The sequence below is a fragment of the Bacillus sp. X1(2014) genome (assembly GCF_007678255.1).
In genome coordinates, this window is the sequence record NZ_VEED01000002.1 from 708,385 (window position 1) to 732,911 (window position 24,527).

The following is a 24,527-nucleotide window of genomic DNA, read 5'->3' on the forward strand; positions in this document are numbered from 1 at the left end:
TTTAAAGTCCCACGCGTTTAATTTTTTGGTCCCAATTCTTCTGAAATGCCGGTTCGTCGTTTTCTTTTACATCCATTTTGCCCACGATGATAAAGTTTTCACCATCAGAAGTTTGCGTAACGGTTATGTCAGCATCAATCCACCAGCCCTCGCGGCCAATTCTCATTTTTTGATAAATAGTATATTTTGCGGAAAGAGGATTAGCGTTAGATAATGTCAACTCCCGCTTCAAATTGTGTTCAACTGTCACATCAATTTCATCAAAGCGATAAACCCCTTCGCCAAATACCCCGCCGACACCATCCGTTATGCAAGTCCATGTATCGGTTACAAGATCGTATGAAATCGAACGATCGACTTTGCCCTCTGAAAGCAGGGTTATCGGAGTTAATGGCGCGCTTTGAGGACTCATATTTGGTCCTACTGTCCGGCTGCCGTTAAAGATTGGCAATGAAAACTTGGCGGTTTCCAGATTCAATGTAAGTGCGGCATCCTCCGGCATGGTCCAAAACATTGGCCAAAAAGTGGAGGCAATCGATAAACGCACCCGGTGTCCGGCTTTAAATTTATGTCCGCAGCAGTCGAGATTCACATAGGCATTTACTTTCTCACCAGCGGCCAGCAAGTCTACCCGATCATGTCCATTTAAATGCGTTAAATTCATTACACCATAGGAAACCCGGGTAACGGCTCCGTCTGGTGCCACATCTGATAACTGCGCAAAGAGCATTGCTTTAGGTTTGTCACTCGATAATTGTACTTCAAATCTTGGGTAGCCTATTATTTCTAATGGGTTTTCTAAATGATCACTTTCAAATACCATCGCCATTCCATCATCTAATCGCTGGTCTGACGGACTTTCCCCAAGTACTCCGGCACCCATCCATTCACCTGATAAAAGGCCGTGATTTAAAGGTGTTTTTAATAACACTTGTTCTTCTTTTCCATTTCTTTCTTCCAGCAATTTTCCATGAGTCAATTGATACGTTTTCGTGAGAACTTCAGTGGATGGCCATGAATCCAGTCCAACCCACTCTCCCTTACTAACCGGTTTAGTAGAAGAAGGAGGCATGCTTTCCTCAAGCCATACATCGATCATTGGTCCATCGATGCAATCGTTTTCAATTCCTTTTAGCCAATGATCCCACCATTTAACAGCCTCTTGTAAAAAGCCCATCGCCGGTCCCGGAACGCCATCCTGAGGATAAACATGTGCCCATGGTCCGATTATCCCTTTTCTAGGAACCGAAAGTCCTTTCATTAAACTGAATATGGTATTTGTATAAGAATCTTCCCAGCCATCGATGGCAAGAACGGGCACTTCAATGTCATCGTAGTTTTCACAAACTGAACCATGCTTCCAATAGGCATCTCTCGTTTGGTGCTCCATCCACTGCGCCATCCATAACGGCATATTTTCTAGTCGTTCCAGCCAATTTTCCCGCCAGCTATCGCCAACAATATGAGGATCGAGCGGACGCACCTGATAGGCCAGCATAATGTTTCCCCACCAGAAATTATCGTTTAACAGGCAGCCGCCTTTATAGTGAATATCATTGTTATAGCGGTCATCGGTAAATCCAAGGGTAATAATAGCTTTTAAATTTTTGGGTCTTCTAGCTGCGACTTGAAGGGAATTAAAGCCTCCCCAAGATTTACCCATCATCCCGATGTTTCCATCACACCAAGGTTGATTTGAAATCCATTCTATTACTTCCAGGGCATCATCTTGTTCTTGCTTTAAGTATTCATCCATTAGCAGACCATCGGATTCCCCCGAACCTCTCATATCCACTCTGACTGCTGCATAACCATGTCCCGCAAAATAACCATGCATCGGTTCATCTCTTGCCCTTGTACCGTCTGTTTTTCGGTAAGGAATGTACTCTAAAATGGCCGGTACTTTTTCACCTTCCGGAACTTCAGGCATCCAGATCCGACTGGAAAGTCTCGTTCCGTCTTTTAAAACAATCCAAGTGTTTTCAATCGTTTGATACGCATAAGGAAAATTGGTGATAATTTCTCTTTCTTTGCATTCTGTTGACATTTTAACATCCCTTTCTTCCTCTTCCGCCGTAATGAGGTTAACATAACAAGTATCACTTTAAAGTGCCTTCCAAAACTTTAATCGTAGTTAAAAAAATAATCAAAACCATTTTATAATCATGATTATAAAAATTAATATGATTAGTATAGCACCTGAAAATATGTTGTACAACTCAAAATTTTCAAAAAAATCAATTTTACTTTGGAATACAGGGGGTATGACCCCCGGCCGCCATGGATACCACCAGAAGTACCAAAGAATTCATTAAAGAATAAAAAAAAGAGCGAGGCTATAGCCTCGCTCTTTACTCCATAAATGAACCATCCATGATTCGCTTATATGTCACCAGGAGTTCAAATCCTTACAAATTCTTTTTCAAGCACCTTTTCGACTGTCACATATTTATATCCAATGTCTTTCGCAACTGCTTCATAAGTAATTTCGCCTTTAGCAACATTTACCCCATGTTTTAATGGTTTGTTTTCTAGGATTGCTTTGTAAACTCCCTTATTGGCTATTTGTAAGGCAAATGGTATGGTTACGTTTGTTAAAGCAATCGTAGAGGTTCGTGGAACCGCACCAGGCATATTAGCAACCGCGTAATGAATGACCCCGTACTTTTCATAGGTTGGGTGATCATGTGTGGTAATATGATCAATCGTCTCAACGACTCCACCTTGGTCAATGGCCACGTCAACAATAACGGAACCTGGCTTCATCGTTTTAACCATTTCTTCTGTGACGAGTTTAGGAGCTTTTGCACCAGGAATTAAGACGGCACCGACTAAAAGATCGGCCTCACGGACAGCCTCAGCAATGTTAAAAGAATTAGACATTAACGTCTTAATTTGGTTGCCAAAAATATCGTCCAATTGCCTCAATCGGTCTGCACTGAGATCGATAATGGTTACATCAGCTCCTAAGCCAATAGCCATTTTCGCTGCGTTGGTCCCAACGATACCTCCCCCAATTATAGTCACCTTCCCTCGGCTCACACCAGGTACACCGGCAAGAAGTATTCCTTTCCCGCCATTCGATTTTTGTAAAAATTGAGCCCCTATTTGAGCTGCCATTCTGCCAGCCACTTCGCTCATCGGTGTCAGAAGCGGGAGGTTACGGTTAGCGTAAACGGTTTCATAAGCAATTGCTAGCACACCTTTTTCTTTTAGCGCCTTCGTTAAAGAAGGCTCTGCTGCTAAATGTAAATAAGTAAATAAAATTAAGTCCTCTCGGAAGTAGCCATACTCGCTTGGCAGAGGTTCCTTCACTTTCATAATCATCTCTGATCTTGCCCAAACGTCTGCTGCTTTATCAACAATCTCAGCTCCAGTATGGAGGAAATCTTCATCCCTAAAACCACTGCCACTACCGGCATCCTTCTCTACCAGAACCTTATGGCCGGCATTTACGAACGACACAACCCCGGCCGGTGTTATCGCTACGCGGTTTTCATTATTCTTAATTTCCTTGGGCACACCAATAATCAAACGTAACATCCTCCTCAAACAACCTAAAATTTATTTTAAACAGGTAACTTTTGGTGGTGCCTGACACCATTAAACACATTATCCTATTTCAAAGGAGTCAATAATTCCAACAACGGCTGCGTCAATCGGTGCGTTTTTTTCACCCATGATTCTTTGTGCTGGTGAACCTTGTGTAATAATGACGAATTCTCCCGTCCCGGCCCCTATTTGGTCCATCGCAATAATTGCATTTCCAACTGGCTGTTTCTGTTCATTCATCGGCTGGACAAAAAGAAGTTTTAAATTTTCCATTCCTTTTTCCTTTTGAATGGCCCAGACACTTCCCACTACTTTCGCTAAAAGCATTCTTAATCATCCTTTTCCAATATAGCTTACAGTCAATTTTTTCTCCTTTAACAGATCTTTAGCCAAAGGAGAAATAATTGCGCCTTTAGGAAGATAAATAGTATCTTTCGGGAAATGGGATTGTGCTAGAATCCAATCCGGAGTAAGAAGTTTTTTTATAAATGTCAGTTGGTTTTCTGATGACGAAACAGAAGGATTACCCGATAATCCCTTTACCTGCTCCTGCTTTTCTGCAAGCTTGTTGCTGAACTTCCGAATAATAGTATCCGCCAAATCCATTTGTGGTTTAAACTCTATGCCTAAATCTGTCATTTGCTTAACATACTCTCCGAATCGCTTCCGATATGGAGCAGGTAATTCAAGTACTTTCAAACAACGTCTGTCGGAACGCTTGATTCCGGATGTATCAGCGCCGACCAGAATGAACTTTTGAAGCATGATGGCAGAGAAAATAGTCTCCGCTTTAATCGTTCCCTTTAAACCAGCCGCCACACGTGCAGCATTATCTAAGTCAATTTCTGGAATGATAATGCCATCATACTCTTTCGGAAGTTCAATGGCTGCTGGTGAGAACTCGTCAGATGCAATGATACGAGTCGAACCACTTGATTCCACTTTTTGCATCCCGAGCCATGATGATGTTTCACCATCCAAAAATAACAAATCATAGGCAATATTAGCATTCTTTAATTTAATCAACTGATCAGAAAATGGTTCGTGTGCTGAACTATCACAAAAAATAAATAAAACCTTGGCAAGCTTCTCCCTTTCCTTCTCAACCTTCATCGATTGTATGACTTCAAGGACAACCGACTCAATCATCGTTCGAATTTCTATTCTACTCACCCCCCGTTACAGGAAAAAACATCCCATTTTTTCCGACTATTTTCACTTGATCACCTGTTTTTAGGCTCGCGGCATTCCCTTCATCAAGGTCGACATGGAAATCCAATCGATAGTTGGGATTTACACGAACTACTACATCTGTAAAAATAATCGGCCGATCACCTAAGGTTTGAATTATAAGCTGATCCCCTTGCTGCAAATGGTGCCTATCGGCATCTTCAACAGACATATGGACATGACGCTTTGCGACAATCACCCCTTTTTGAAGGGAAATACACCCTTTGGGTCCAATCAACGTGAGGCCAGGGGTGCCTTCCAAAGAACCAGATAATCGAACAGGAGGATGGATCCCTAATTGAAATCCATCCGTAATCGAAATTTCGACTTGGGTTTCCCCTCTGGCCGGACCAAGGATTCTTACATTTTGGATAACCCCTTTTGGTCCCATCAAGGTAATCTGTTCATTAGCCGAAAATTGTCCTGGCTGCGATAACTCCCTGTATGGCGTTAGCGAAAACCCGCTGCCAAAAAGTATTTCCACATCCTCTGGTGCTAAATGAATATGCCGATTCGAAACTCCAGCAGGGATCATGAAGCTTGTTTGATGTTCATTTGGCGGTAGTACAGATTTCAAAAGGCGTTGATTCTTAATTGTAATGCGACGGTCTCGCAAGAAGTCAACTGCAGCCGGAGTAAGCTTATCGTCCTCTCTAATAATGAAAGGATTAGGAATCCCTCTTTTCAACATGGATCGTAATTTGGATTCCGTAATTAGATTCATGGTTTATCCTTCTAATTTCGGAAGAATGAGCTCAATATCAGAGTGTGGGCGTGGGATAACATGAACAGAAACCAACTCGCCGACCTTTTCTGCAGCTGAAGCGCCCGCGTCTACAGATGCTTTCACCGCTCCAACATCTCCGCGTACCATAACCGTTACGAGCCCGCCGCCTACATGGATTTTTCCTATTAAACGTACATTTGCCGCCTTAGCCATGGCATCTGCCGCCTCGACTGCACCCACTAATCCTTTTGTTTCAACCATTCCTAATGCTTCTCCACTCATTGTTTATTCCTCCTCATTTAAAATTTAATTCTTTTAAAATACTTTTCACGATTTCCATTACCTCAGCCCTTGAAATGTTATCATCACTGTTTGAAACAGGTTGATAAGGGTTTGTATCATGCAGGGGTGTTTCATTTTTCATCTCACGAATACCAAATGCAATTCGTTTTATATTTAACAAATGCTCTGGCCCAATATTGTCAGAGGATATATTGTTTCCATAAGTCCCGCAGCCAAGTGTCATCGAGGGGGCTATACCTGTTGTTGCCCCAATCCCGCCAAAGGTTGTTCCGGAATTAACAACGACTCGGGAAGCTTTTTGCTCAAGCCCAAAGCTTTCGATGATTTTTTTGTCCTCACAATGAATACCAATCGTATGACCCAGGCCACCAAGCTCAAGCAGTTCATTACATACCCTGCTAGCCTCCTGGCAATTTTCAACGGTATAAAAAGCGAGTATAGGAGACAATTTTTCAAGTGAGAATGGGTATACCTTGCCAATGTTTGTTTCTTCAGCAACTAGTAATCTAGTAGTATCTGAAATTGATATTCCCGCTAATTGTGCCAAAGCCTGAGGAGATCTACCTACGATATCAGGATTTAAGCTTCCATTTCGTAAAATAATCTGCTCAATTCTTTTTTTCTCATAATCATCGAGGAAATAAGCCCCTGCAAGTTCGAGTTCACTTTTCACTTTTCGTTTGATCGCCTTCTCCACAACAAGCGCCTGCTCGGATGCACAAATTGTCCCATAGTCAAATGCTTTGCTTTGGACAATTTGTCGTGCCGCCTTCCCGATATTGGCACTAGAGTGAATATATACAGGAACATTACCAGGACCTACCCCATATGCAGGCTTCCCAGAACTATAGGCCGCCCTAACCATCCCTGGACCCCCAGTAGCCAAAATCAAATTGGTGATTTTGTGGTTCATTAATTCCTGTGCTGATGCAAGCGTCGGCTTGGTAATGCAGGAGATAACCCCCTCCGGTGCACCAGCCCTTTTAGCGGCTTCCTCCAATACCTTCACAGCCTCATTTGTACACTTCGCAGCGGAAGGATGAGGGCTAAATACAATGGCATTTCTCGTCTTGATGGCAATCAGCGCTTTAAAAATAACTGTTGATGTAGGATTGGTGGACGGGATAATTCCAGCAATGACTCCAACAGGCTCAGCCACTTCCCAAACCTTATTTTCCTCATGACGTGAGATGATTCCTACTGTCTTTTTATCCTTAATCATTTCGTATACATTTTGGGCAGAAAAAAGATTTTTGGTCGTCTTATCTTCTGTTTTGCCATACCCTGTTTCGTCTACAGCCATTGCAGCAAGCTTGCCTGCTTCTCTCATTGCAGCTTGAGCCATACTGTGAACGATTTGATCGACCTGGTCCTGAGTCATGTTCCCGATTACTTTTTGTGCTAGTATTGCCTGTTCAAGATTTCGTCTCACCTCTTGAGTAGATTCAATATCGGTATCCAGGTACATCATTTATCGCCACCTTTCCCAGCTTGGAACTTGTAAATATTTTTTAATAGTTCTTCCCTTTTCGTTTTTGTAATTGCTTCAGGGGACAAAGAGAAACCATCAAAGGAATTGGCAAGTTCCCTCAGCTCCTGTAAAGATTTTTTATTTAAATCATTCGGTATGTCCTGTACTTCCCTATTAGCTCTTGTTTCTGAATAAACATTTGACTTTTCAGACTCCTTTGGAAAAAGCATTTGAATAACATGTTCGTCAGGTCTTGCAATAACGTGCGCATGACGAAATTGACCAACATGATTGGCAGCTTCTTTTCCCACGTCAACAGCAGATTGAACGGAGGCAACGTCGCCAATGATATAAATGGTAACAATTCCTGAGTCCGCCTTTTGAAACGTAGTAACTTTTACATCGGCCGCTTTTGCTGCAGCATCTGCAGCCGCAACCATTGCTGGAAAACCAATCGTCTCGACCATTCCCAACGCATAGGTAAGTTTTCCCAACTAATTTCACCTCTTCACCTCTCGGCAGCTTAATCCTTTATATATAAGTATGGTTAATCCCCATTAGCTAAACGAAGATTAATTTTCGGAATCAGTTTATCTAATTCTCCAATACTATTAATAATATAATGGGCACCAGCATCAATATATCTTTTCCTTACGGCCTCTAATTTCTCTTCCAAAATATCAGGATCCATCTCATTTACTTCAGCTTCTTTTAGCCCTAGTTCACTGCTGCCCAGCAAGATCCCAACACTCCAAGCACCTGCATTTACTCCCTCTTTAATATCGCTGGTTGTATCACCAACCTTGATAATATGCTTCATCGGATAAACCCCTAAGGTCATCGCGTTTTGGTAACACATCCATGGAAATGGCCGGCCGGCGGGAACATCGTTTGGAGTAAACATTGAATCGGGAGCGTAGCCTTTCTTTTTAGCTTCCGGAGCAACCACCGCCATCATTTCCGATGTATAACCAGTAGTTGAGCCAATTTTGATTCCTTGCCTTCTTAACCTTTCAACCAATTCAATCGCACCAGGAATAGGGGTACAATAATTAGGAAGAATGGAAAATAGCAGCGGTTCAAAGTCAGCATATAAATCATCAATGTCCTTCTTTTCTGGCAGTCCGCCAAATTTTCCCTTCCATAATTGTGCAATCCGGTCCATGCTGCACATCTCATGAATATGATCCCACTTTAAAAGACCCATCGGAGCCCGTGCTTCCTCATCTAAAACATCAATTCCTCTTTTTCTAAAAATTTCTTTAAATACGTCTAAGGGCGCAAAGCAGCCGTAGTCCACAGTCGTGCCGGCCCAGTCAAAAATGACAGCTTCAATCTGGGGAGATTGATTTCCCAAAACACGAACCTCCTTTATCAACAAATAATTTAACAGCATCAATGCTGCTTCCTATTTTATTAGCTGGGTGATTTATTTTAGGGCAGATATTTTAATTGATTTCCTTATAAAAATATCTGCCTTAACCTACATGTTAATAGTATCTCTAGGAAAAGTAGTTAGGCCGTAACAGATGTCTCCTCTCCCACTGTCTCATCCACCACTGCAATTTCTTCGTGAATGTTGATTCCTCTTTTCTTCAGTGCTTCAAAAATCATCGTTGGTTCAAATGCCTCCTCTGGAATTAGTACCCCGGTTTTTTCAACTAACCCTTTGGCAAGAATTTCTGTTGCAATGGCCATTGGAATACCAACATTTCTTGTGTAGGCCCTTAATTTTTCCCAGCCCTTAACCGATCCATCACTTGCAGGATGAGTGTGATAGAGGACATGACGTTTTTTGATACCGTCTTTTTTCCCTACAACTTCTATATGAAGAGAATATCCGTATAGCGCTGTTTCTTGACCCTCTTTCGATTGAAGTAGATACTCACCAATTACATCCATAACCCCAACTTCTGCACCATTTACAGTAATTTTTGGGTTACGCATGATCCCATAATCATAAAGTGCGCGCACTAACTGCATGTTTTGCTGCGGCCACGTTCCTCTCACTTCGATTAACTGGACGTTCTTTTTTGAAAGTGCTACAGCAAGGGTACGTGTTTCTGAATGTGGAATAATATATTGAACAGTTTCGCCATATGGTTCAGGGAGTTGAATTTTTCTAGGTCTTGCAAATGGGGGAACCTGCACAAATTCTCCTTTTTCAAACACAATTCGGCCTGGGAGATCTGGGTCGTATTCATAGGTAGTGGTTTCTGTGATTGATTTTGAAAAAGCAATCGGGCGGAACGATCCATGGCTGACTCTTACCGTATCTACTTCATCTAATTGATTTGCTGCATGCATCGCCATCATTTGGGTGACACCAGGTGTCATCCCAAAGCCAGGAACTGCTGTTTTCTTATTTTTTTTGAAGATTTCAGAATATTCATCTTCAGCTCCAAATCCATTTAAATTAATTCCATGGCAGCCCGCTTCAGCAATACATGCTGTTGAACGTCCATTTAAAGTGATTGTGGTGCCATCCATGACAATATCGTAGCCTTTCATCTGCTGGACAGTTTCATCATGGTTAAAAACATTAACCTTTACAAAATTAACACGGGGATCATTGAGCTCTTTGACTAATTCCTGGCCAATTTCCTCATTGAAATCACCTATAGTAATGACGTCAAAATCAGAATGCTCAACAAGATCTAAAACCGCTTCTCTGCAAATTCTTCCAGCTCCACCTAAACAAAAGACCTTCATGTAATCCCCCTTAATATTAAAAATATTCACTCAATTATTGAGTTGAGTTAATTATAACACACGGAAATTGGTTTGTCTTGGTTTTAGTTGGTTTTAATTAAAACTTTTTTAATTTTTATATTAACTTATCAATATTACCAAGCAATTCAAATGAAACAAATGCAAAAAAACCGCCAGGCTCCAATATTTTAGAACCAGACGGTTTTATAATTTATTATTTATCCAGAATTTCTCTGCAATTCACGTTTCTCCTCTTGTATTTCTTGCTTTTCCAAAGCCTCTATATGTCTAATTTCAATGATATGGCTAATTTTTGCTAAAATAAAAGTAAGTAAAACGGAGGCCAAAACAATTCCATAAAAACCTGCCCCAATGCCAATACCAACTCCACCAGCAAAAAATATCATCGCTGCTGATGTTAACCCTTTTACTTGCAGCCCGTCTTTTAAAATAAGACCAGCTCCTAAAAAACCGAGACCAGAAACTATTTGCGCAGTAAGCCGCATTGGATCCATTCGATTATTGATATTTGAACTGCCAAAAAACTCTGCACTATAGATAGAAACAATTGTAATTAACGTACATGAAACAGAAACATAGGTGAACGTTTTCAAACCAGCCGGCTTATTTTTTGCACTTCTATCCCAGCCAATAACCATCCCGAGCAGAGCACTGATAACGAGCCGCATATAAACCTCTAAATTTTTCAAAAAATGTTCCTCGTAAAAGACTCCCAAATGATCCATTTCTGAAACCTCCTTTACAGGCAATCCGCTTTGCCTATAGTTCGGAGAGTCTATAGGATTACTTATTTTTCTTCCTCTTCTGCGACAAGCCATTTTACATGATTATCCTTTAATATATGTTCCCAATCCTCCGGATGTGGTTTATCAGAAACCACCATATGAATGTCCTTAAAGTCAGCCATTTTATAATTCGTCCGTTTACCAACCTTGGAATAGTCAATTAACAGGATAGATTTACCCGAATGCTCTATTAGTTTTTTTGTTACCTGCCCTTTTGAATAGTCGTAACCCGTAATTCCATAATCCTTCGATAGCCCATCCGCAGAAATAAAATATTTATCAACATAGATATTGTCGAGCATCTCCATGGTAAAGCCGCCTGTCACCCGGTGATGATTTGTATTAATTTCGCCGCCCAAGACAATAATTTTCCCAGAAAAAATATTTTGCTGGCTAAGTTCTATCAACACGGAAAGGGCATTAATGGATGTTGTAAAAATGGTCAAATTCCGCTTTTTTTGTAAACTTTTAGCTAAATGTAATGGTGTGCTGCCGTCATCAATCGCGATGACATCATTGTCATTGATTAAATTAGCTGCCATTTCCCCTATTCTTCTCTTTTCATCAGAATGGATAATCTCCCTTTCGATTGTGGGAGGCTCCTCGTTAAAAAATGAAACATTAATCGCGCCGCCATAAACCTTTATTAATTTTTCCTCTTGATGTAATTCATCTAAATATTTTCGAATAGTTTCTGTTGATACTTTTAGATTCTCGGCAAGGTCACTTACTTTAACCTTGCCGCTGATTTCTAAGAGATCAAGTATTTTCTTTTTTCTTTCTTCTCCCGCTAATGACAAGACTTTCACCCCGTGATAAATATTTCCATTATTATTTTATTATACTACTTGAAAAGGAAAGTATCATTATAAACGGCAATCATTCCCTTTATTAATGCTTCATGGTAGTATTCAAAAAAATAATAGAAGGTTCAAGAAGCCTGCGAGAGTATCCTTATTTTTCAAGAACAGCATCTAGCCAATATCTGCTCTCTTGAATGGCCTTTAACAAGGATTCAACATCATGCTGATGAACATTTCCAATATTACCAATTCTGAATGTATCTAAATCTGATACTTTGCCTGGGTAAATGACGAAGCCTTTTTCCTTTAGTTTATGGTAAAAGGTTGAAAATTCGAAACTTTCAGAATTAGGATAGTAGAATGATGTGATAATAGGCGACTGCATCTCTACTGACAGAATCGGTTCGAAATCAAGCAGCCTCATGCCTTCTGATAAGACCTTTTGGTTATTTTTATATCTCGCCGCACGTTTTTGGATCCCACCTTCTTCTTCAAGCTCCATTAAAGCCTGAGCAAAGGCACGGACGACATGAGTTGGAGAAGTAAACCTCCACTTGCCATTTTGCTCCTCCATTGTTTTCCATTGATCGTATAAATCAAGCGAAACCGATCTTGCATTATGTTTGCATTTCTCAAACTCTTCTGTTTTCACAACCGCAAAGCCAAACCCGGGAACACCTTCAATACATTTATTGGCACTGCTAATAAGGTAATCAATTTGAAGTGCATCAATATCCATTTCAACCCCGCCGAAGCTGCTCATCGCATCAACGATAAAAACACGATTATACCTCTTAACAATCTCGCTCACTTTATCAATGGGATTCAGCATACCCGTGGTTGTTTCACAGTGAACAATGGCCACATGGGTGATCTCAGGGTCATTTTCTAACTGAGTGGTTAGCCTATTTAAATCGATGGCCTCAACTTCCCCGCTTGTTAAAACCACTGTATTAATTCCTAGGGTTTTGGAGATTTTTGCAATTCGATGCCCATAGACTCCGTTTGCCACAACTAATAGTTTTCCATCCCTTGGAAGAGCCGTACCAATAACAGACTCCACACTAAAGGTTCCACTTCCTTGCATTAACACGGCTGAGTACTTATCGACAGCCTTTGTGGCATTACTAACAAGCTTTTGCCGTACTCCTTGAACAATATTATTATAATCGTCATCCCAGGTGCACCAATCCTTCATCATTGCTAGTTTGACAGTGTCCGTTGTCGTTAAAGGCCCTGGTGTCAGTAAAAGATATGGGTTGTTTGTAATATCCTTCATATTCATTCTACAAGTCTCCTTTTGAAAAGCATTTTTTAAATGACAGTGTAAATCAAATTTGTTCTCTTTTGTTCAAATGTTTTTTTCACTTTATTTATCAAGCATGTTAAGTAATGCTGGATTAAGACGTTTTTTCATCCCACTTTTTTCTTCATCACTCATCGTTTTAATAAGGCTCACACAAATAAGTGACATAACTCCAAGGAGCATGAGGTAAATCGCTGCTGGCAGCCAGGAACCATGGAATGCAGCAACTAACGATGTAGCAATTAGAGGGGCAGTACCACCGAAAATGGCAGCACCCAGCTGGTACCCAACTGAAATACCAGTATAGCGAACTTCTGCACTAAACATTTCCGAGAACATTGTACCCAATACGGATGTTATAACAGACCAAAGTCCATATCCAATCATAACGGCAAGGGTTAATAAGAGGATTGATCTTTTTGAAAGTAGGTAGAAATAAGGCATGGAGAACAAGATAACTCCAACAGTTCCTGAAACAAATACCTTTTTCCTTCCAATATGATCTGATAATTTACCCATTAAAGGTATCATCACAAGGGAAATCAGTGTTCCAATCGTAATAGCATTTAACACAGGAGCCTCTGGCATTTTCAGTGTATTCGTTGCGTAAGAAATCCCAAAGGTTGCAAAGATATAGAATGGTGCCGTCTCAATCGCCTTTGCTCCTGTTGTTAAAATGATTTCTTTCCAATGGTATTTAAACGTATCCACAATTGGTAGTTTTGACACGACACCTTCATCTTTTGCCTTTTGAAAATCTGGTGTTTCTTCTAATCCGTTTCGAATCCATAACCCTAAGAAAACAAGAATTAAGCTCCCGATAAAAGGTAGTCTCCAGCCCCAAGCAAGGAACTGTTCATCTGGCAATAATCTTAATAGTCCTATTGTGGCAGTAGCTAATATCATTCCAACTGCCGCTCCCATCATCGGGATACTTCCCGCAAATCCGCGTTTCTTTTTTTCCGAGTATTCAACAGCAAGTAGCACTGCGCCTCCCCATTCGCCGCCAACAGCTATCCCTTGAATCAACCTTAACACAACAAGCAGGATAGGAGCCCATACGCCAATACTCGCGTATACCGGTAATACACCAATAAGGGCTGTACTCACTCCCATGATTCCAAGCGTAAACACCAAGGACTTTTTCCTGCCAAACTTATCTCCAAAATGGCTGAAGATCACACCGCCCAGCGGCCGGAAGAAATAAGGAATTCCAAATGATGCCAAGGCTATTAGGAGTCCTACCTTTGGATCAAAATTCGGGAAGAATAGTTTGTTAAATACAAGTGCAGCAACAGTTCCATATAAAAGGTAATCATAATATTCAATTGAACTACCAATCAAGCTTGCAACTAATGCTTTCACCCTCACCTTCTTTGATTTAACATCTGCTGACATTTCAAACCTCCTTTTTTAATACTACTTGTGTCTGGAAGCGCTTACCCAAATAATCTTGTAATAAGAGTACCATGTTTTCTGACAATTGTGAATAGTTTTTCGTTTATTTTTTTTATTTACTTGGTACTTTTGTTATTTTTAATTGGTTTTACTTTGTTTTCTATTTTTAAAAAGGTGTCAGGCACCATCCAAGGGATGGTGCCTGACACCTTTAACTGAATTTGATGATCACCACGCCTAGGACAATGGTGATAATAGAAACCCACTTCATAACGGTTACTTTCTCTTTTAACCAGATGATTCCGATAATAGCTGCAAATACAATGCTAATTTCACGAACGGCGGCAACATAAGTTACAGGTGTGGTTTCCATAGCATACACGGCTAATGCGTTGGAAATAAAGACGAAAAGCCCGCCTATTACTAAATAAAGAGGGTATTTTTTTATCAAAAAAAGATAGGAGACTCCAAGTTTAGTAATCTTATCAACCATCAATTTACCGATAAACATCCCAATAAACACAAAGTACTTGAATAATAAGCCTGACATTAATGCGGCTCCCATGCCATCTAGGACACTACTTAATGCCGAAAAAGAACCCGCTAGAAAAACCCATTTTAAATTTACTAAATTCCCTTTTGCCTTTCCTAGAAAGCCCTTAAGGGAAATGGTGCTTTGATTGATAAACAAAATTCCAATTATAATCATCAGTATCCCAACACCCCCGGAAAACGTAATCGTGAGGCCGAAAAATAGAATACTAAGGATGGTTGTTACCACTGGTGCAGTACCTCTTAATATTGGGTAGGCATGACTAAGAGGTACTGAAAAATAGGCCTTGCCAAGGGCAAAGAAATACAAAGTTTCAGAAATGGTGCTTAATAAAGCCCATTTAACCGCTTTTACGGGAAAATGTCCTGATTGGAAAAGGTAAATAGCCAGTGGAATATAAAGAATGACAGAGGCACCCAATATTAAGGTGAAAAACGCTTCCCGTTCCTCCACTTTCTTTCCTAAGGCGTTCCAAATGGCGTGACATACAGCTGCGAACAAAATAATTAATAGAATGGTATTGGACACGAAGGTTTTCTCCTCATCCTTGTTTTATTAACTCGTTTTATTCCACTTTGCAAAAGAAACCATCGACGACACTAATGGACATCGATGGCTCAGTTTTTTCTTAACTAATTATAAAAATTTATCGTTGCTGCCACGCTTGAGTGCGTTTTCTAATCTTTTTCGTTACAAATTCATACAGAAAACGAACAAGGACATTTGTAAGAACAATGATAAAAGACATAGCTGCAGCGGGTGCGGTATCCCCCGCATCGGTCATATTTACAATCGAAATGGAGGCGAGCTTCGTATCTGCCGTATAAAGAAAAATGACGGCAGAAATCGTTGTCATTGAATTAACAAAAAGGTAGATTCCCATCTCCAATATGGCTGGAAGCGACATAGGTACCGAAACACTTAAAAAAGTTTTATAAAAAGGAATATTCATTGATTCGGAAACCGGCTCAAATTCTTTATCGAGCTTTTTCAATGCCGTCGTTGCCGTAATCAGGTTGACTGAGTAAAAATGTACAATATTCGCTATGATGATAATCATAAACGTCCCATACAAGAAATGAAACGGATTCGCAATCGTAGCATCAGTAAATGGAATATGAAAGTCTGGTTTATTAAAGAAAAAGATATAGGCTAGCCCAATGACCAACCCAGGCAATGCAAGCGGCAGAATCGACAAAAAGTAACTCAGTTGCCTCGTTATTTTCATAAACCGAGATTTTTCAATTAAATAAGCACCAAAAAAGATCATCACTGTTCCTAACACGGCTGTAACAAACGATACAAGAAGGCTGTTAAAAAAAGGCTCAAGTCCATTCCCCGCAACATTTTTGAAGGTCAAATGATCAAGAGTTAGCGAAAAGTTATACGGCCAGTTTTTAACAAATGCCGCTGCCATGACAGCGCCAATCAATGATAAAACACCAGCAGTAATGATTAAGCAATAAACAAAATAAAATCTGTCACGGATTGGACTTTTCTTGATTTTATAGTTTACCGATTTTGAAGAGAAAGATGAGCTTTGTCTCCTTTGTATGATCCGGTCGACAATAAAAGCGATCAGCGCAGGAATGACTAGAATAATTCCGACCGTTGAACCCATGCTCAAATTTTGCTGACCAACTACCTGTTTATAAATATCTGTTGCCAGTACATTGTATTGTCCCCCGACTACCTTAGGTGCCCCAAAGTCAGTGAAACTTAAAATAAATGAAACAAAAAAAGCACTAACTAAGCCGTACTTAAGACTTGGTATCGTAACGGTAAAAAACTTCTTCATCTTACCTGCTCCAAGTGTTTCTGCTGCTTCATAAAGCCTGTAATCCGTTACAGCTATTGCTACCATGAGAATTAAAAAAGCTTGGGGAAACGTATAGATTACCTCAGAGATGACGATACCTACCGGGCCATACAAGTGAATATCTATTGCTAAATTGAGTCCGGTCAACTTTTCTAAAACACCAAAGAATCCGGTTGTAATTGCACCTTTGTTACCAAACAAATAAATCAGCGCAATCCCGTGCATCATCGTCGGAGCAAACAATGGAAGGAAAGCAATATATTTAAAAAAGGATTTCCCGCGGATATTGGTTCTCGTTAAGGCATAGGCGTAGAAAAAGGCAAGTACAACAGATATGACTCCTGTCAAGACGGAAATAGATAAAGTGTTATACATTGATTGGACAAGTGATGGTGTATTAAAATATTGGATAAAATTTGTTAGCCCGACAAATTCTCCATTTTTTTGGAGAGATACCAATAAGAGCTGGTATAACGGAAGGACAATTCCAATGATGAGTCCCAGAAGTACCAAGACAATTAAGCCTTTGTGAAACCATTCGACTTTTCCGGTCTTTTGGCGGACTTTTTTCTTATAAACATCACTAGCGACTTGAGCCTCTGCCTGCTTTATTACATGGTCCGTGTTTAGCACCTATCTTCACACCCCTTCCTTCCTTTTACATTTATAACTCTAACCGCATCCTGTGCTACATTTTTATTAATAGGTAACAAGATGTTTTTGCGGTAATTCGGCATATACAATGCTGTCCTTTTCAATATTGAGCTTTCTTACCAAGGAGGTTTGAACATCAACAGCTAATAACCCGTCAGCAACTTTGAATTGATCTTTATCATGTATTTGTAAAAATAAACGATAAAAAGCTCCCCGAAATTCCATGTCTTTTACCACCGTCCGAATTCCACTTTCGGATTCTTGTTCCGTGATATGGATATGCTCCGGTCTGATCGCCATCGATGTTCCCTCTTGAGCTAACATATTGACTGTCCCAATAAAATCTGCGACAAAAGGTGTCGTAGGATATTCATAGATTTCTTGTGGTGTCCCGATTTGTTCCATCCTTGCGTTATTCATCACAACAATCTTATCTGCCATCGTCAGTGCTTCTTCTTGGTCATGTGTCACCATGATTGTTGTAATGCCCAATTTTTCTTGTAATTTCCTAATCTCGATTCTTAACTTCAGCCTAACTTTGGCGTCCAAAGCGGATAAAGGCTCATCTAGCAGTAAAAAGCTAGGTGATAAAGCTAGTGCTCTAGCGAGAGCAATCCTTTGCTGTTGCCCACCAGATAACTGAGCAGGATAGCTGTCCTTAAGATGTTCCAAATTGACTAAGGAAAGCGCTTCTCTAACCCTCTCATCAATCTCTTTTTTAGGAAGTTTCTTATTTTTCAATCCATAGGCAACGTTTTGATATGCATTCAAATTAGGAAACAATGCGTAGGATTGAAAAACAATTCCAAAATTCCTTTTGGATGGAGGTGAAGCAGTAATATCCCTTCCTTCCAATACTATTTTAGACCCGATATTGGGTTCCTCCAGGCCAGCAATAATCCGGAGCAATGTTGTTTTCCCACATCCACTCGGACCAAGTAAACAAACAAACTCTTTTTTTCTGACAGAAATATTGATATGGTCCAATGCCACAAATTTACCGAATGTTTTGGTTACGTTTTGTATTTCCAGAAATTCCATCCATAATCCCCTTTCTCCCTTTTGCCAATTCATGAACAGATTTAAGAGAAAACTTTGCAAGGGACAGTTGTCACCACGAGACGATTGCCCCTGCAAAGTATTCTCTGAAAGTCACATGCTATTATTCTTCCTTCGGTTCACTTTTAGAGTCGTATCTCTTCGTCCATTCTTCTAAGATTGAATCCCGGTTTTGTGCTGCCCACTGGAAGTCATTTTCAATCATTTGTTTATCCATGAGATCCTGAGGGTATCCTTCTGGCAGCGGATTACCTAAATCTTGGGCAACAACGGCAAAGTTCTTATTCACTAATTCTAAAGAACCCTTAGTAATTGCCCAATCCAAAAATGTTTTTGCTGCTTTTTTGATTTTTGGCTTTTTAACCAATGCATTTGCTTCCATTTCCCAGCCGGAGCCTTCTTTAGGGAAGACAACTTCAACTGGTGCCCCTGTTTCTTTTTCCTTGAAGCTTGGATAGTCAAAAGAGATTCCGATTGGAAATTCCCCCTGTCCAGACAATTTTGCCGGCTTTGATCCAGAATGCGTATAAATACCGATATTTGCATGAAGCTTATCCATATAATCCCATGCTTTATCCTCCCCCATCAGCTGTATAAGCGCGGATACTGTTAAAAAGCCTGTTCCGCTGGAGGCTGGGTTTGGCATGGAAATCAGCCCTTTATATTTTGGATCGAGGAGGTCCTCATAAGATTTAGGAATCGGCAGACCTTTTTTCTCCAATTCGACCTTATTCACAGCAAAAGTAGCCAAATATGCGTCAATACCCACCCAGTGGACTGGATCTGCTTTATCTTTTAAGGTTGGAAGAATCTTTTCAATCCCTTTAGGATTATATGGTTCAAACATTCCAAGTTCATCCAAAGGCATTATACTAGTAATTCCCTGCCCCCAAACGACGTCAGCCACCGGATTATCCTTTTCAGCTAGTAATTTCGCTGCAATGATCCCAGTTGAATCCCTTACAATTTTGACCGTAATCTCAGGATGTTCTTTCTCGAAATACTCTAAATATGCTGGCAGTTGGTTATCTTCAAGCGCTGTATAAACAGTTATTTCCTCCTTTTTACCCCCTGAAGTACTTTTACTGCTGCAGCCAGTAATAATCGAGATTATAAGGATTGAAATCATTAATATCGCTATTTTTTTCATTAAAACATCCCCTTTATGATCCTTTTGATAGAAAGTAGAGAACGACTCACGAAGAAAAAGTGGTAGCGCTTTCAGAAACTTCATTAAAATAAATGCCTTACCCAAAAAACATAGATTTTGACGGATGAAAAATTGGCAACTTTACTCCTTTCACTAGAAATAAATGTTTAAAATATTCTTAATATTTAAACTAAATATAAAACGAAAACAAAGTAATTGCAATACATTTTTCTTGTTTTCGTTTTGTTGTTTTTGCTTTTAAAGAATTAATACCCAAATTTTATAATGTAAAAGGTGAAATTTTAAGATTTGTGAAAGGTCACAACCTAACCCAATGGCTTCATGATTCTCTTTCGATTTTTATAGGTGGCTATTTTTGTAATCCCTTTATTTAGTAATGTAGTGGTGTTTAAGTTGATAAATGCTCCAATGTCGTCTGGGAAATGCGAATCAGAAGACGTGGTAAATACGACCCCATTTTTTAGCAATATATCTAAAAATATCGGACTTGGACACATTTCTTTTATAGGATATCGATAGTATAATCCAGCATTTATTTCGGTTGCCGTATCAGTTTCTATTAACGCCCTTGCGATTTTTTCATAATGATGCAGAAGGCAGTTTTCATCCGGGCGGTGTTTGAAAACCTTAAGGTTATCTAAATGGGCAACGAAATTAAATAACTTGCTGCGGATAGCTTTTTCTACCACTTTAAAAAATTCTTCATAAAGTTCTGGCAAATTATAATTTAAAAATAATTGTTGTGTTTCAGGATTATCAAATCCCCAGCCGTAGATAAAATGTACGGATCCAATAACGTAGTCCCATTCAAAGTCCCCTATGAGCTCTTTTAATTCTTCTTCCCCGCCAGGAAAATAATCTGCTTCCAGTCCAAGTCGAAGTGTTATTCCTTCTGCTGCCCATCGTTTTTTTGCCTCCTTAATAGCTGCAACAAAATCCGCCATTTGTTCCGTCATTACCTGGTTAAGCCATTCCTTTTGTTTACGACCGAGGTCCGTGTCACTTATATCAACATATTTTTCAAAATAACTCTTCGTTTCTTTAAATCGATATAAGTGATCAACGATGCCAACCTCTGACAAACCCTGCCGTTTTGCTTCTGTTAAATAGAGGTCAATCCATGATGAATCATATGAGCCCTTATGGACTCGTTCTGTTAATCGTTCGATACTTTTCTTCAGCCACTCATGTGTGTGCAACTTTTCATTTAGCGGATGAAACTGGTCTAATGCTTTATTGGTTCGATCCAGCCAGCGTAATGAATATGGACCTTCTTCCAGATGTAAATGGTAATCAACCTTCAAGGAAAAACCCTCCTTTTGTTTTCTAGACAGTATTTTTATCTATCACGACAGTAAAAAGTGATTAAACTTGCGCTATAATTTCTTTTATCGATTGTGCGACAATATCCATTAATGGTGGTGCTAGAGTTAATACATTCCCTTGTGATACCTTAAAACTTAACCCTTTTTCCATACATTTGTACATGACGCGTTCCGCTTCCGAAATCGCTTTTTCTTTTGAATTTCGATCTCGCACCAATTCAACTCCATAAAAAAGTCCAATTCCTCTTATATCTCCAACGATATTAAAATGGTTTTTCATCTTCTCATGACTGCTGCCATAATTTTCGATTTTCCAATAAATTAACGTCTCCTTATGTTCTTAATGCGTCTGAGTTTAATTTCATTTTTCTCGCTCCTTTAATCTAGAATCTATCATTTAACATTCACCGTGATTCTTATTTTAACTTCCTAATTTCGTAAAATCGTTAAATTTTTGTTGTCTTTACAATGAATTTTATGTCTTTTTTACCTTTAATTCGTCGTTTATTGTAGCATTCTTGTTTTATATGACAAAAGGTGACTATAAACGCGAAATAAGTAGAATTAGTAGAAATAAAAAAAGTGCCTGACACTTTTAATTTTTGAAAGGTGTCAGGCACTATCTATTATCCTAAACTTCTACTTTACCCATTTCTTTTTCTATTGACGCAATCCGAGCATCAATTGTACTACGATAAAAGGAGCTGTTCACTTGGTGCTCTAAACGGTCAAGATAGTTTTCTATCTCCTTAAACTTTGAGTATGATTTATCAGAGTATGAATGGGAATCGATCACTTGGTTGATTTGGAGATTTGCGCGGGTCACATTTTCGCGGCCCATTAATTCCAAACGGCGAAGATGCATGTCTTTTACCTTATGCTTCATTTCCTCATATTTTTTTTCTAAATCACTAAGCTGCCCGTTAACTTGTTCTAAGGATGTACGTAGACGATTTGCACGTTCGGTATATTGCATTTGCTCTGCGGCTGCGAACTGATATAGCTCGTTTTCCCCTGCTTTTGACGCAACTTCGGCTTGGTATGTTCTTTTTTCAGCTAGTTCGGCTGCTTGCTGGTATTCTCTTTGAAATTCATCCTTCAAGGTATACTGTCGTTCCAACAGTTTTCGCACCTTTTCAGTTTCCTGTTCACATTGGCGAAGGTATTGATTAAGAAGAGCGATTGGATTTTTATTCTCCTTGTGATCAATTGCCTCGTGTAAATCTGCAGTAATTGTGTTTTTAATTCTTGTAAATAAGTTTGTCATCTTATTCTCTCCTTTTTTCGTTTGATTTTATTTTCCGTTAACACCACATACTATTTCTTTAATTCATTCCATTGCTTTTCAAAATTAATGAATGGGTCTGATTCTTCCTTTTCAAAAACCTCCTTGCTGTTATTCCATTTTTTGTAGACTAGGTACAGCACATAAGCAGCCGCCACACCAATGATGGCAGGAATATTGTGGAGAGAAGCGATTAGGACAATCCCCCCGATAATCGCTAAGCCAATTTTCCAACCTGTTGATTCTGTTTTTAGGAACTTTTTGTAGATGAAATATAATAGCACTGCACTTACAATCAAGCCTAGCAAAGGACCAATTGTTGAGAGCAGGATGATTGCTGCAACTCCACCTGCTAAAAGTAAGCCAAATTTTTTCATTTTGTTTTCCTCCTTTGTTTATCTTGATATCATCTTACCTTTTTTCCCTATTTATCATAATTGCGCCTAAGCTTGATTTTTAATTCGGTCCAAAGACGTAGAAAGGGTCAGTCCGTTACAACTTTACGTCGTGGAGGACTGACCTGTATTAATTAATATTCAGCTTTATTAATAAGCCTTTTTCCATTCCAGAACCATTTATCCTTTTTTTGATAGACCCCGCCAAGCCACCAATCACGTTCATAAATTTCAAAGCACTTTATTAGTCCATATAAAACATCTAAACCATTGGAAGTTAACCTAAGTTTGGCTATGTGTTCTGGATTTTGATAGTCAGGAAGTGGATTATCACATTCCAACAATGGGTATGGGCCATTCATCAGTTCGTTTAGCATAGCTGCAAAATAAAGATCACTTATACCATCGTTACTTCTTTTTTGAGTAATGGCTTGAAACAATTCCGAAAAAGAGCAAGTATTTCTATCAAGATATTTAATCACCCAGGTTTCTATTTCATTTAGACCTGTATGTATTGAAGGGAAGTAGCTTAAATGAGATTGTAATGCTTGTTTCAAAAATGGTAACTTCTGTTTTGAGTCAGCAATCCACTTTTCAATATCAGTCGGATTCTTTGAGGTATATGCTTGCCAGCCCGTAATTGCTTCTTTCTTTTGCACATCTGAAATAGGTTGTCTCTTTTTATGAAAAAGTTCTTCCAATTGATGTGAAGCTAGTTGACCAAGGCCATAAAACTGCTCTTCCCCCTCATACTCATTAATTGTCACCATTGATAATTTCATCAATTCTTTTTTTGATAGTTCATTGAGCAAATACATTAACATCGTTTGATCATATCGATCGTGCTCAAACCAAAGAATAATTTCTGTTTCCTTTGGAATCTCAGAAAGTAATTGATTTTGGTCTTTACAATTCTGGATGAATAAATCAGCTGGAATCGCTAACTTTTTTTCAAAAAAATGGGCGCGCCAGCTGATCCAATTTTCACCGGAAATGTCATGGGAGAGTGGACCAAAATCATACATTTCCCGCCAAACCAGAACATCACCTGGAAGATTTCCAATCTTATTGCCCACCACATCCCCATTCACAATATGTATCATATCCATACCTCCACTGTTACAAGCATAAATCAATTTTAGCATGGAAATGCATATATCCTTCTAATATATGAATGGACTTGTAGGTTGCTAAGAAGGGATTGCATATTAGTGATAGCATATGCATATCGTTTTAAGACGGAAAAAGGAGTGATGTTATGCTTAGTATCGAAGCAACCAAGAAAATTGAGAGTATTGCCCATCCAAAGGTCCAAAACATTGTGCGGACTTGTGTGGAACAAGGATGTCAATTCAAGCCACATCCAAGTAATCCTAACTTAGTTAATTTATTTGACCCTGTCCGCAGGAAAAATATCATTGGGGATATTAATCTTTTAAGTGAAAGAGGATATTTTACTCTGGAAGTAGAAGATGGAAGATTTAAGACCTTCCGAAACGAAGTGATGGGATTGGATATCGATCGTGATGATTTTGAATACAAGGTATTACGACGATTGAGGCGGTAATTTCATTATATAAAGATGCATAAAAGGACAATGAATTTAACTCATTGCCCTTTTTTACTTATATTAGAAAAAGCATAAAAAACAAAAAAGACAACCTTTTTCAGATTGTCCTTTTCGTGCCTGGCAACGTCCTACTCTCACAGGGACGCGTGTCCCAACTACCATCGGCGCTGAGAAGCTTAACTTCCGTGTTCGGTATGGGAACGGGTGTGACCTTCTCGCCATTGCTGCCAGACTATTTGGTTTGAGGTTCATTCCCTCAAAACTAGATAATGCAGAAGAAGTTTTTGTAAACTCAGAGTTCACCTTAAAAATGGTTAAGTCCTCGAACGATTAGTATCAGTCAGCTCCACATGTTACCACGCTTCCACCTCTGACCTATCAACCTGAT

General features: G+C 39.5%; 24 protein-coding genes and 1 rRNA gene. 1 reads left to right on the forward strand and 24 read right to left on the reverse strand.

The window, feature by feature from the left end; translation table 11 throughout:
• Nucleotide 1: 1 nt before the first annotated feature.
• The 23 genes from FS608_RS07360 to FS608_RS07470 all read right to left on the reverse strand — a co-directional run bounded on the left by FS608_RS07360 (nucleotide 2) and on the right by FS608_RS07470 (nucleotide 23,672).
• Nucleotides 2–2,047 (reverse strand): CocE/NonD family hydrolase, encoded by a 2,046-nt coding sequence (locus FS608_RS07360; protein WP_144548577.1) that lies wholly within the window; start codon nucleotides 2,045–2,047, stop codon nucleotides 2–4.
• Nucleotides 2,048–2,400: 353 nt separating this feature from the next.
• Nucleotides 2,401–3,534 carry an alanine dehydrogenase gene (gene ald, locus FS608_RS07365; RefSeq protein WP_144548648.1) on the reverse strand — a complete coding sequence of 378 codons (1,134 nt, stop codon included), beginning with the start codon at nucleotides 3,532–3,534 and terminating at the stop codon, nucleotides 2,401–2,403.
• Between the two features lie 78 nt (nucleotides 3,535–3,612).
• Nucleotides 3,613–3,879 carry a EutN/CcmL family microcompartment protein gene (locus FS608_RS07370; protein WP_144548578.1) on the reverse strand — a complete coding sequence of 89 codons (267 nt, stop codon included), beginning with the start codon at nucleotides 3,877–3,879 and terminating at the stop codon, nucleotides 3,613–3,615.
• 6 nt (nucleotides 3,880–3,885) lie between these two features.
• The gene (locus tag FS608_RS07375) at nucleotides 3,886–4,725 is read right to left on the reverse strand and encodes a hypothetical protein (protein ID WP_313958700.1); all 840 of its coding nucleotides are present in this window, start codon (nucleotides 4,723–4,725) and stop codon (nucleotides 3,886–3,888) included.
• On the reverse strand, nucleotides 4,718–5,506 hold the full coding sequence (pduL, locus tag FS608_RS07380; protein WP_144548579.1) for a phosphate propanoyltransferase: 789 nt from the start codon (nucleotides 5,504–5,506) through the stop codon (nucleotides 4,718–4,720). The genes FS608_RS07375 and pduL overlap by 8 nt, the downstream gene beginning before the upstream one ends.
• Nucleotides 5,507–5,509: 3 nt before the next feature.
• Complete coding sequence (locus FS608_RS07385; RefSeq protein WP_144548580.1) at nucleotides 5,510–5,791, reverse strand: BMC domain-containing protein; 282 nt, start codon at nucleotides 5,789–5,791, stop codon at nucleotides 5,510–5,512.
• Between the two features lie 13 nt (nucleotides 5,792–5,804).
• Complete coding sequence (locus FS608_RS07390; RefSeq protein WP_144548650.1) at nucleotides 5,805–7,280, reverse strand: acetaldehyde dehydrogenase (acetylating); 1,476 nt, start codon at nucleotides 7,278–7,280, stop codon at nucleotides 5,805–5,807.
• Nucleotides 7,280–7,777: a BMC domain-containing protein gene (locus tag FS608_RS07395; protein WP_260871605.1), complete on the reverse strand. Its 498-nt coding sequence runs from the start codon at nucleotides 7,775–7,777 to the stop codon at nucleotides 7,280–7,282. Before FS608_RS07395 ends, FS608_RS07390 begins: the two co-directional genes overlap by 1 nt.
• Before the next feature lie 53 nt (nucleotides 7,778–7,830).
• The gene (gene phnX / locus FS608_RS07400) at nucleotides 7,831–8,640 is read right to left on the reverse strand and encodes a phosphonoacetaldehyde hydrolase (RefSeq protein ID WP_260871606.1); all 810 of its coding nucleotides are present in this window, start codon (nucleotides 8,638–8,640) and stop codon (nucleotides 7,831–7,833) included.
• A gap of 158 nt (nucleotides 8,641–8,798) precedes the next feature.
• Nucleotides 8,799–9,995, reverse strand: coding sequence for a saccharopine dehydrogenase family protein (locus FS608_RS07405; protein WP_144548582.1), 1,197 nt, complete (start codon nucleotides 9,993–9,995; stop codon nucleotides 8,799–8,801).
• Between the two features lie 218 nt (nucleotides 9,996–10,213).
• Nucleotides 10,214–10,741 (reverse strand): MgtC/SapB family protein, encoded by a 528-nt coding sequence (locus FS608_RS07410; RefSeq protein ID WP_144548583.1) that lies wholly within the window; start codon nucleotides 10,739–10,741, stop codon nucleotides 10,214–10,216.
• A gap of 62 nt (nucleotides 10,742–10,803) precedes the next feature.
• Complete coding sequence (locus tag FS608_RS07415) at nucleotides 10,804–11,601, reverse strand: DeoR/GlpR family DNA-binding transcription regulator (RefSeq protein WP_144548584.1); 798 nt, start codon at nucleotides 11,599–11,601, stop codon at nucleotides 10,804–10,806.
• Between the two features lie 154 nt (nucleotides 11,602–11,755).
• Entirely contained in the window at nucleotides 11,756–12,889 is a 1,134-nt protein-coding gene (gene phnW / locus FS608_RS07420; protein ID WP_144548585.1) for a 2-aminoethylphosphonate--pyruvate transaminase, read from the reverse strand.
• Between the two features lie 84 nt (nucleotides 12,890–12,973).
• Nucleotides 12,974–14,308: an MFS transporter gene (locus FS608_RS07425; protein WP_144548586.1), complete on the reverse strand. Its 1,335-nt coding sequence runs from the start codon at nucleotides 14,306–14,308 to the stop codon at nucleotides 12,974–12,976.
• Between the two features lie 211 nt (nucleotides 14,309–14,519).
• A complete protein-coding gene (locus FS608_RS07430; protein WP_144548587.1) occupies nucleotides 14,520–15,389 on the reverse strand; it encodes an EamA family transporter in 870 nt (289 codons plus the stop codon).
• A gap of 118 nt (nucleotides 15,390–15,507) precedes the next feature.
• On the reverse strand, nucleotides 15,508–17,292 hold the full coding sequence (locus FS608_RS07435; protein WP_144548652.1) for a putative 2-aminoethylphosphonate ABC transporter permease subunit: 1,785 nt from the start codon (nucleotides 17,290–17,292) through the stop codon (nucleotides 15,508–15,510).
• Nucleotides 17,293–17,379: 87 nt separating this feature from the next.
• Nucleotides 17,380–18,375: an ATP-binding cassette domain-containing protein gene (locus FS608_RS07440; protein WP_144548588.1), complete on the reverse strand. Its 996-nt coding sequence runs from the start codon at nucleotides 18,373–18,375 to the stop codon at nucleotides 17,380–17,382.
• A gap of 121 nt (nucleotides 18,376–18,496) precedes the next feature.
• Nucleotides 18,497–19,543: a putative 2-aminoethylphosphonate ABC transporter substrate-binding protein gene (locus FS608_RS07445; protein WP_144548589.1), complete on the reverse strand. Its 1,047-nt coding sequence runs from the start codon at nucleotides 19,541–19,543 to the stop codon at nucleotides 18,497–18,499.
• A gap of 326 nt (nucleotides 19,544–19,869) precedes the next feature.
• Nucleotides 19,870–20,868: a histidinol phosphate phosphatase domain-containing protein gene (locus FS608_RS07450; RefSeq protein WP_144548590.1), complete on the reverse strand. Its 999-nt coding sequence runs from the start codon at nucleotides 20,866–20,868 to the stop codon at nucleotides 19,870–19,872.
• Nucleotides 20,869–20,929: 61 nt separating this feature from the next.
• Nucleotides 20,930–21,169, reverse strand: a complete 240-nt coding sequence (locus FS608_RS07455; protein WP_144548591.1) for an aminotransferase class III-fold pyridoxal phosphate-dependent enzyme — start codon at nucleotides 21,167–21,169, stop codon at nucleotides 20,930–20,932.
• Nucleotides 21,170–21,520: 351 nt separating this feature from the next.
• On the reverse strand, nucleotides 21,521–22,156 hold the full coding sequence (locus FS608_RS07460; protein WP_144548592.1) for a PspA/IM30 family protein: 636 nt from the start codon (nucleotides 22,154–22,156) through the stop codon (nucleotides 21,521–21,523).
• Between the two features lie 50 nt (nucleotides 22,157–22,206).
• Nucleotides 22,207–22,551 carry a lmo0954 family membrane protein gene (locus tag FS608_RS07465; RefSeq protein WP_144548593.1) on the reverse strand — a complete coding sequence of 115 codons (345 nt, stop codon included), beginning with the start codon at nucleotides 22,549–22,551 and terminating at the stop codon, nucleotides 22,207–22,209.
• Nucleotides 22,552–22,703: 152 nt separating this feature from the next.
• Nucleotides 22,704–23,672 (reverse strand): DUF1835 domain-containing protein, encoded by a 969-nt coding sequence (locus FS608_RS07470; RefSeq protein WP_186328644.1) that lies wholly within the window; start codon nucleotides 23,670–23,672, stop codon nucleotides 22,704–22,706.
• 155 nt (nucleotides 23,673–23,827) lie between these two features.
• Here FS608_RS07470 and FS608_RS07475 point away from each other — a divergent pair, with 155 nt between their 5' ends.
• Nucleotides 23,828–24,136 carry a hypothetical protein gene (locus FS608_RS07475; RefSeq protein ID WP_144548595.1) on the forward strand — a complete coding sequence of 103 codons (309 nt, stop codon included), beginning with the start codon at nucleotides 23,828–23,830 and terminating at the stop codon, nucleotides 24,134–24,136.
• A gap of 118 nt (nucleotides 24,137–24,254) precedes the next feature.
• Here FS608_RS07475 and rrf read toward each other — a convergent pair.
• A 5S ribosomal RNA gene (gene rrf / locus FS608_RS07480) occupies nucleotides 24,255–24,371 on the reverse strand.
• Nucleotides 24,372–24,527 lie beyond the last annotated feature (156 nt).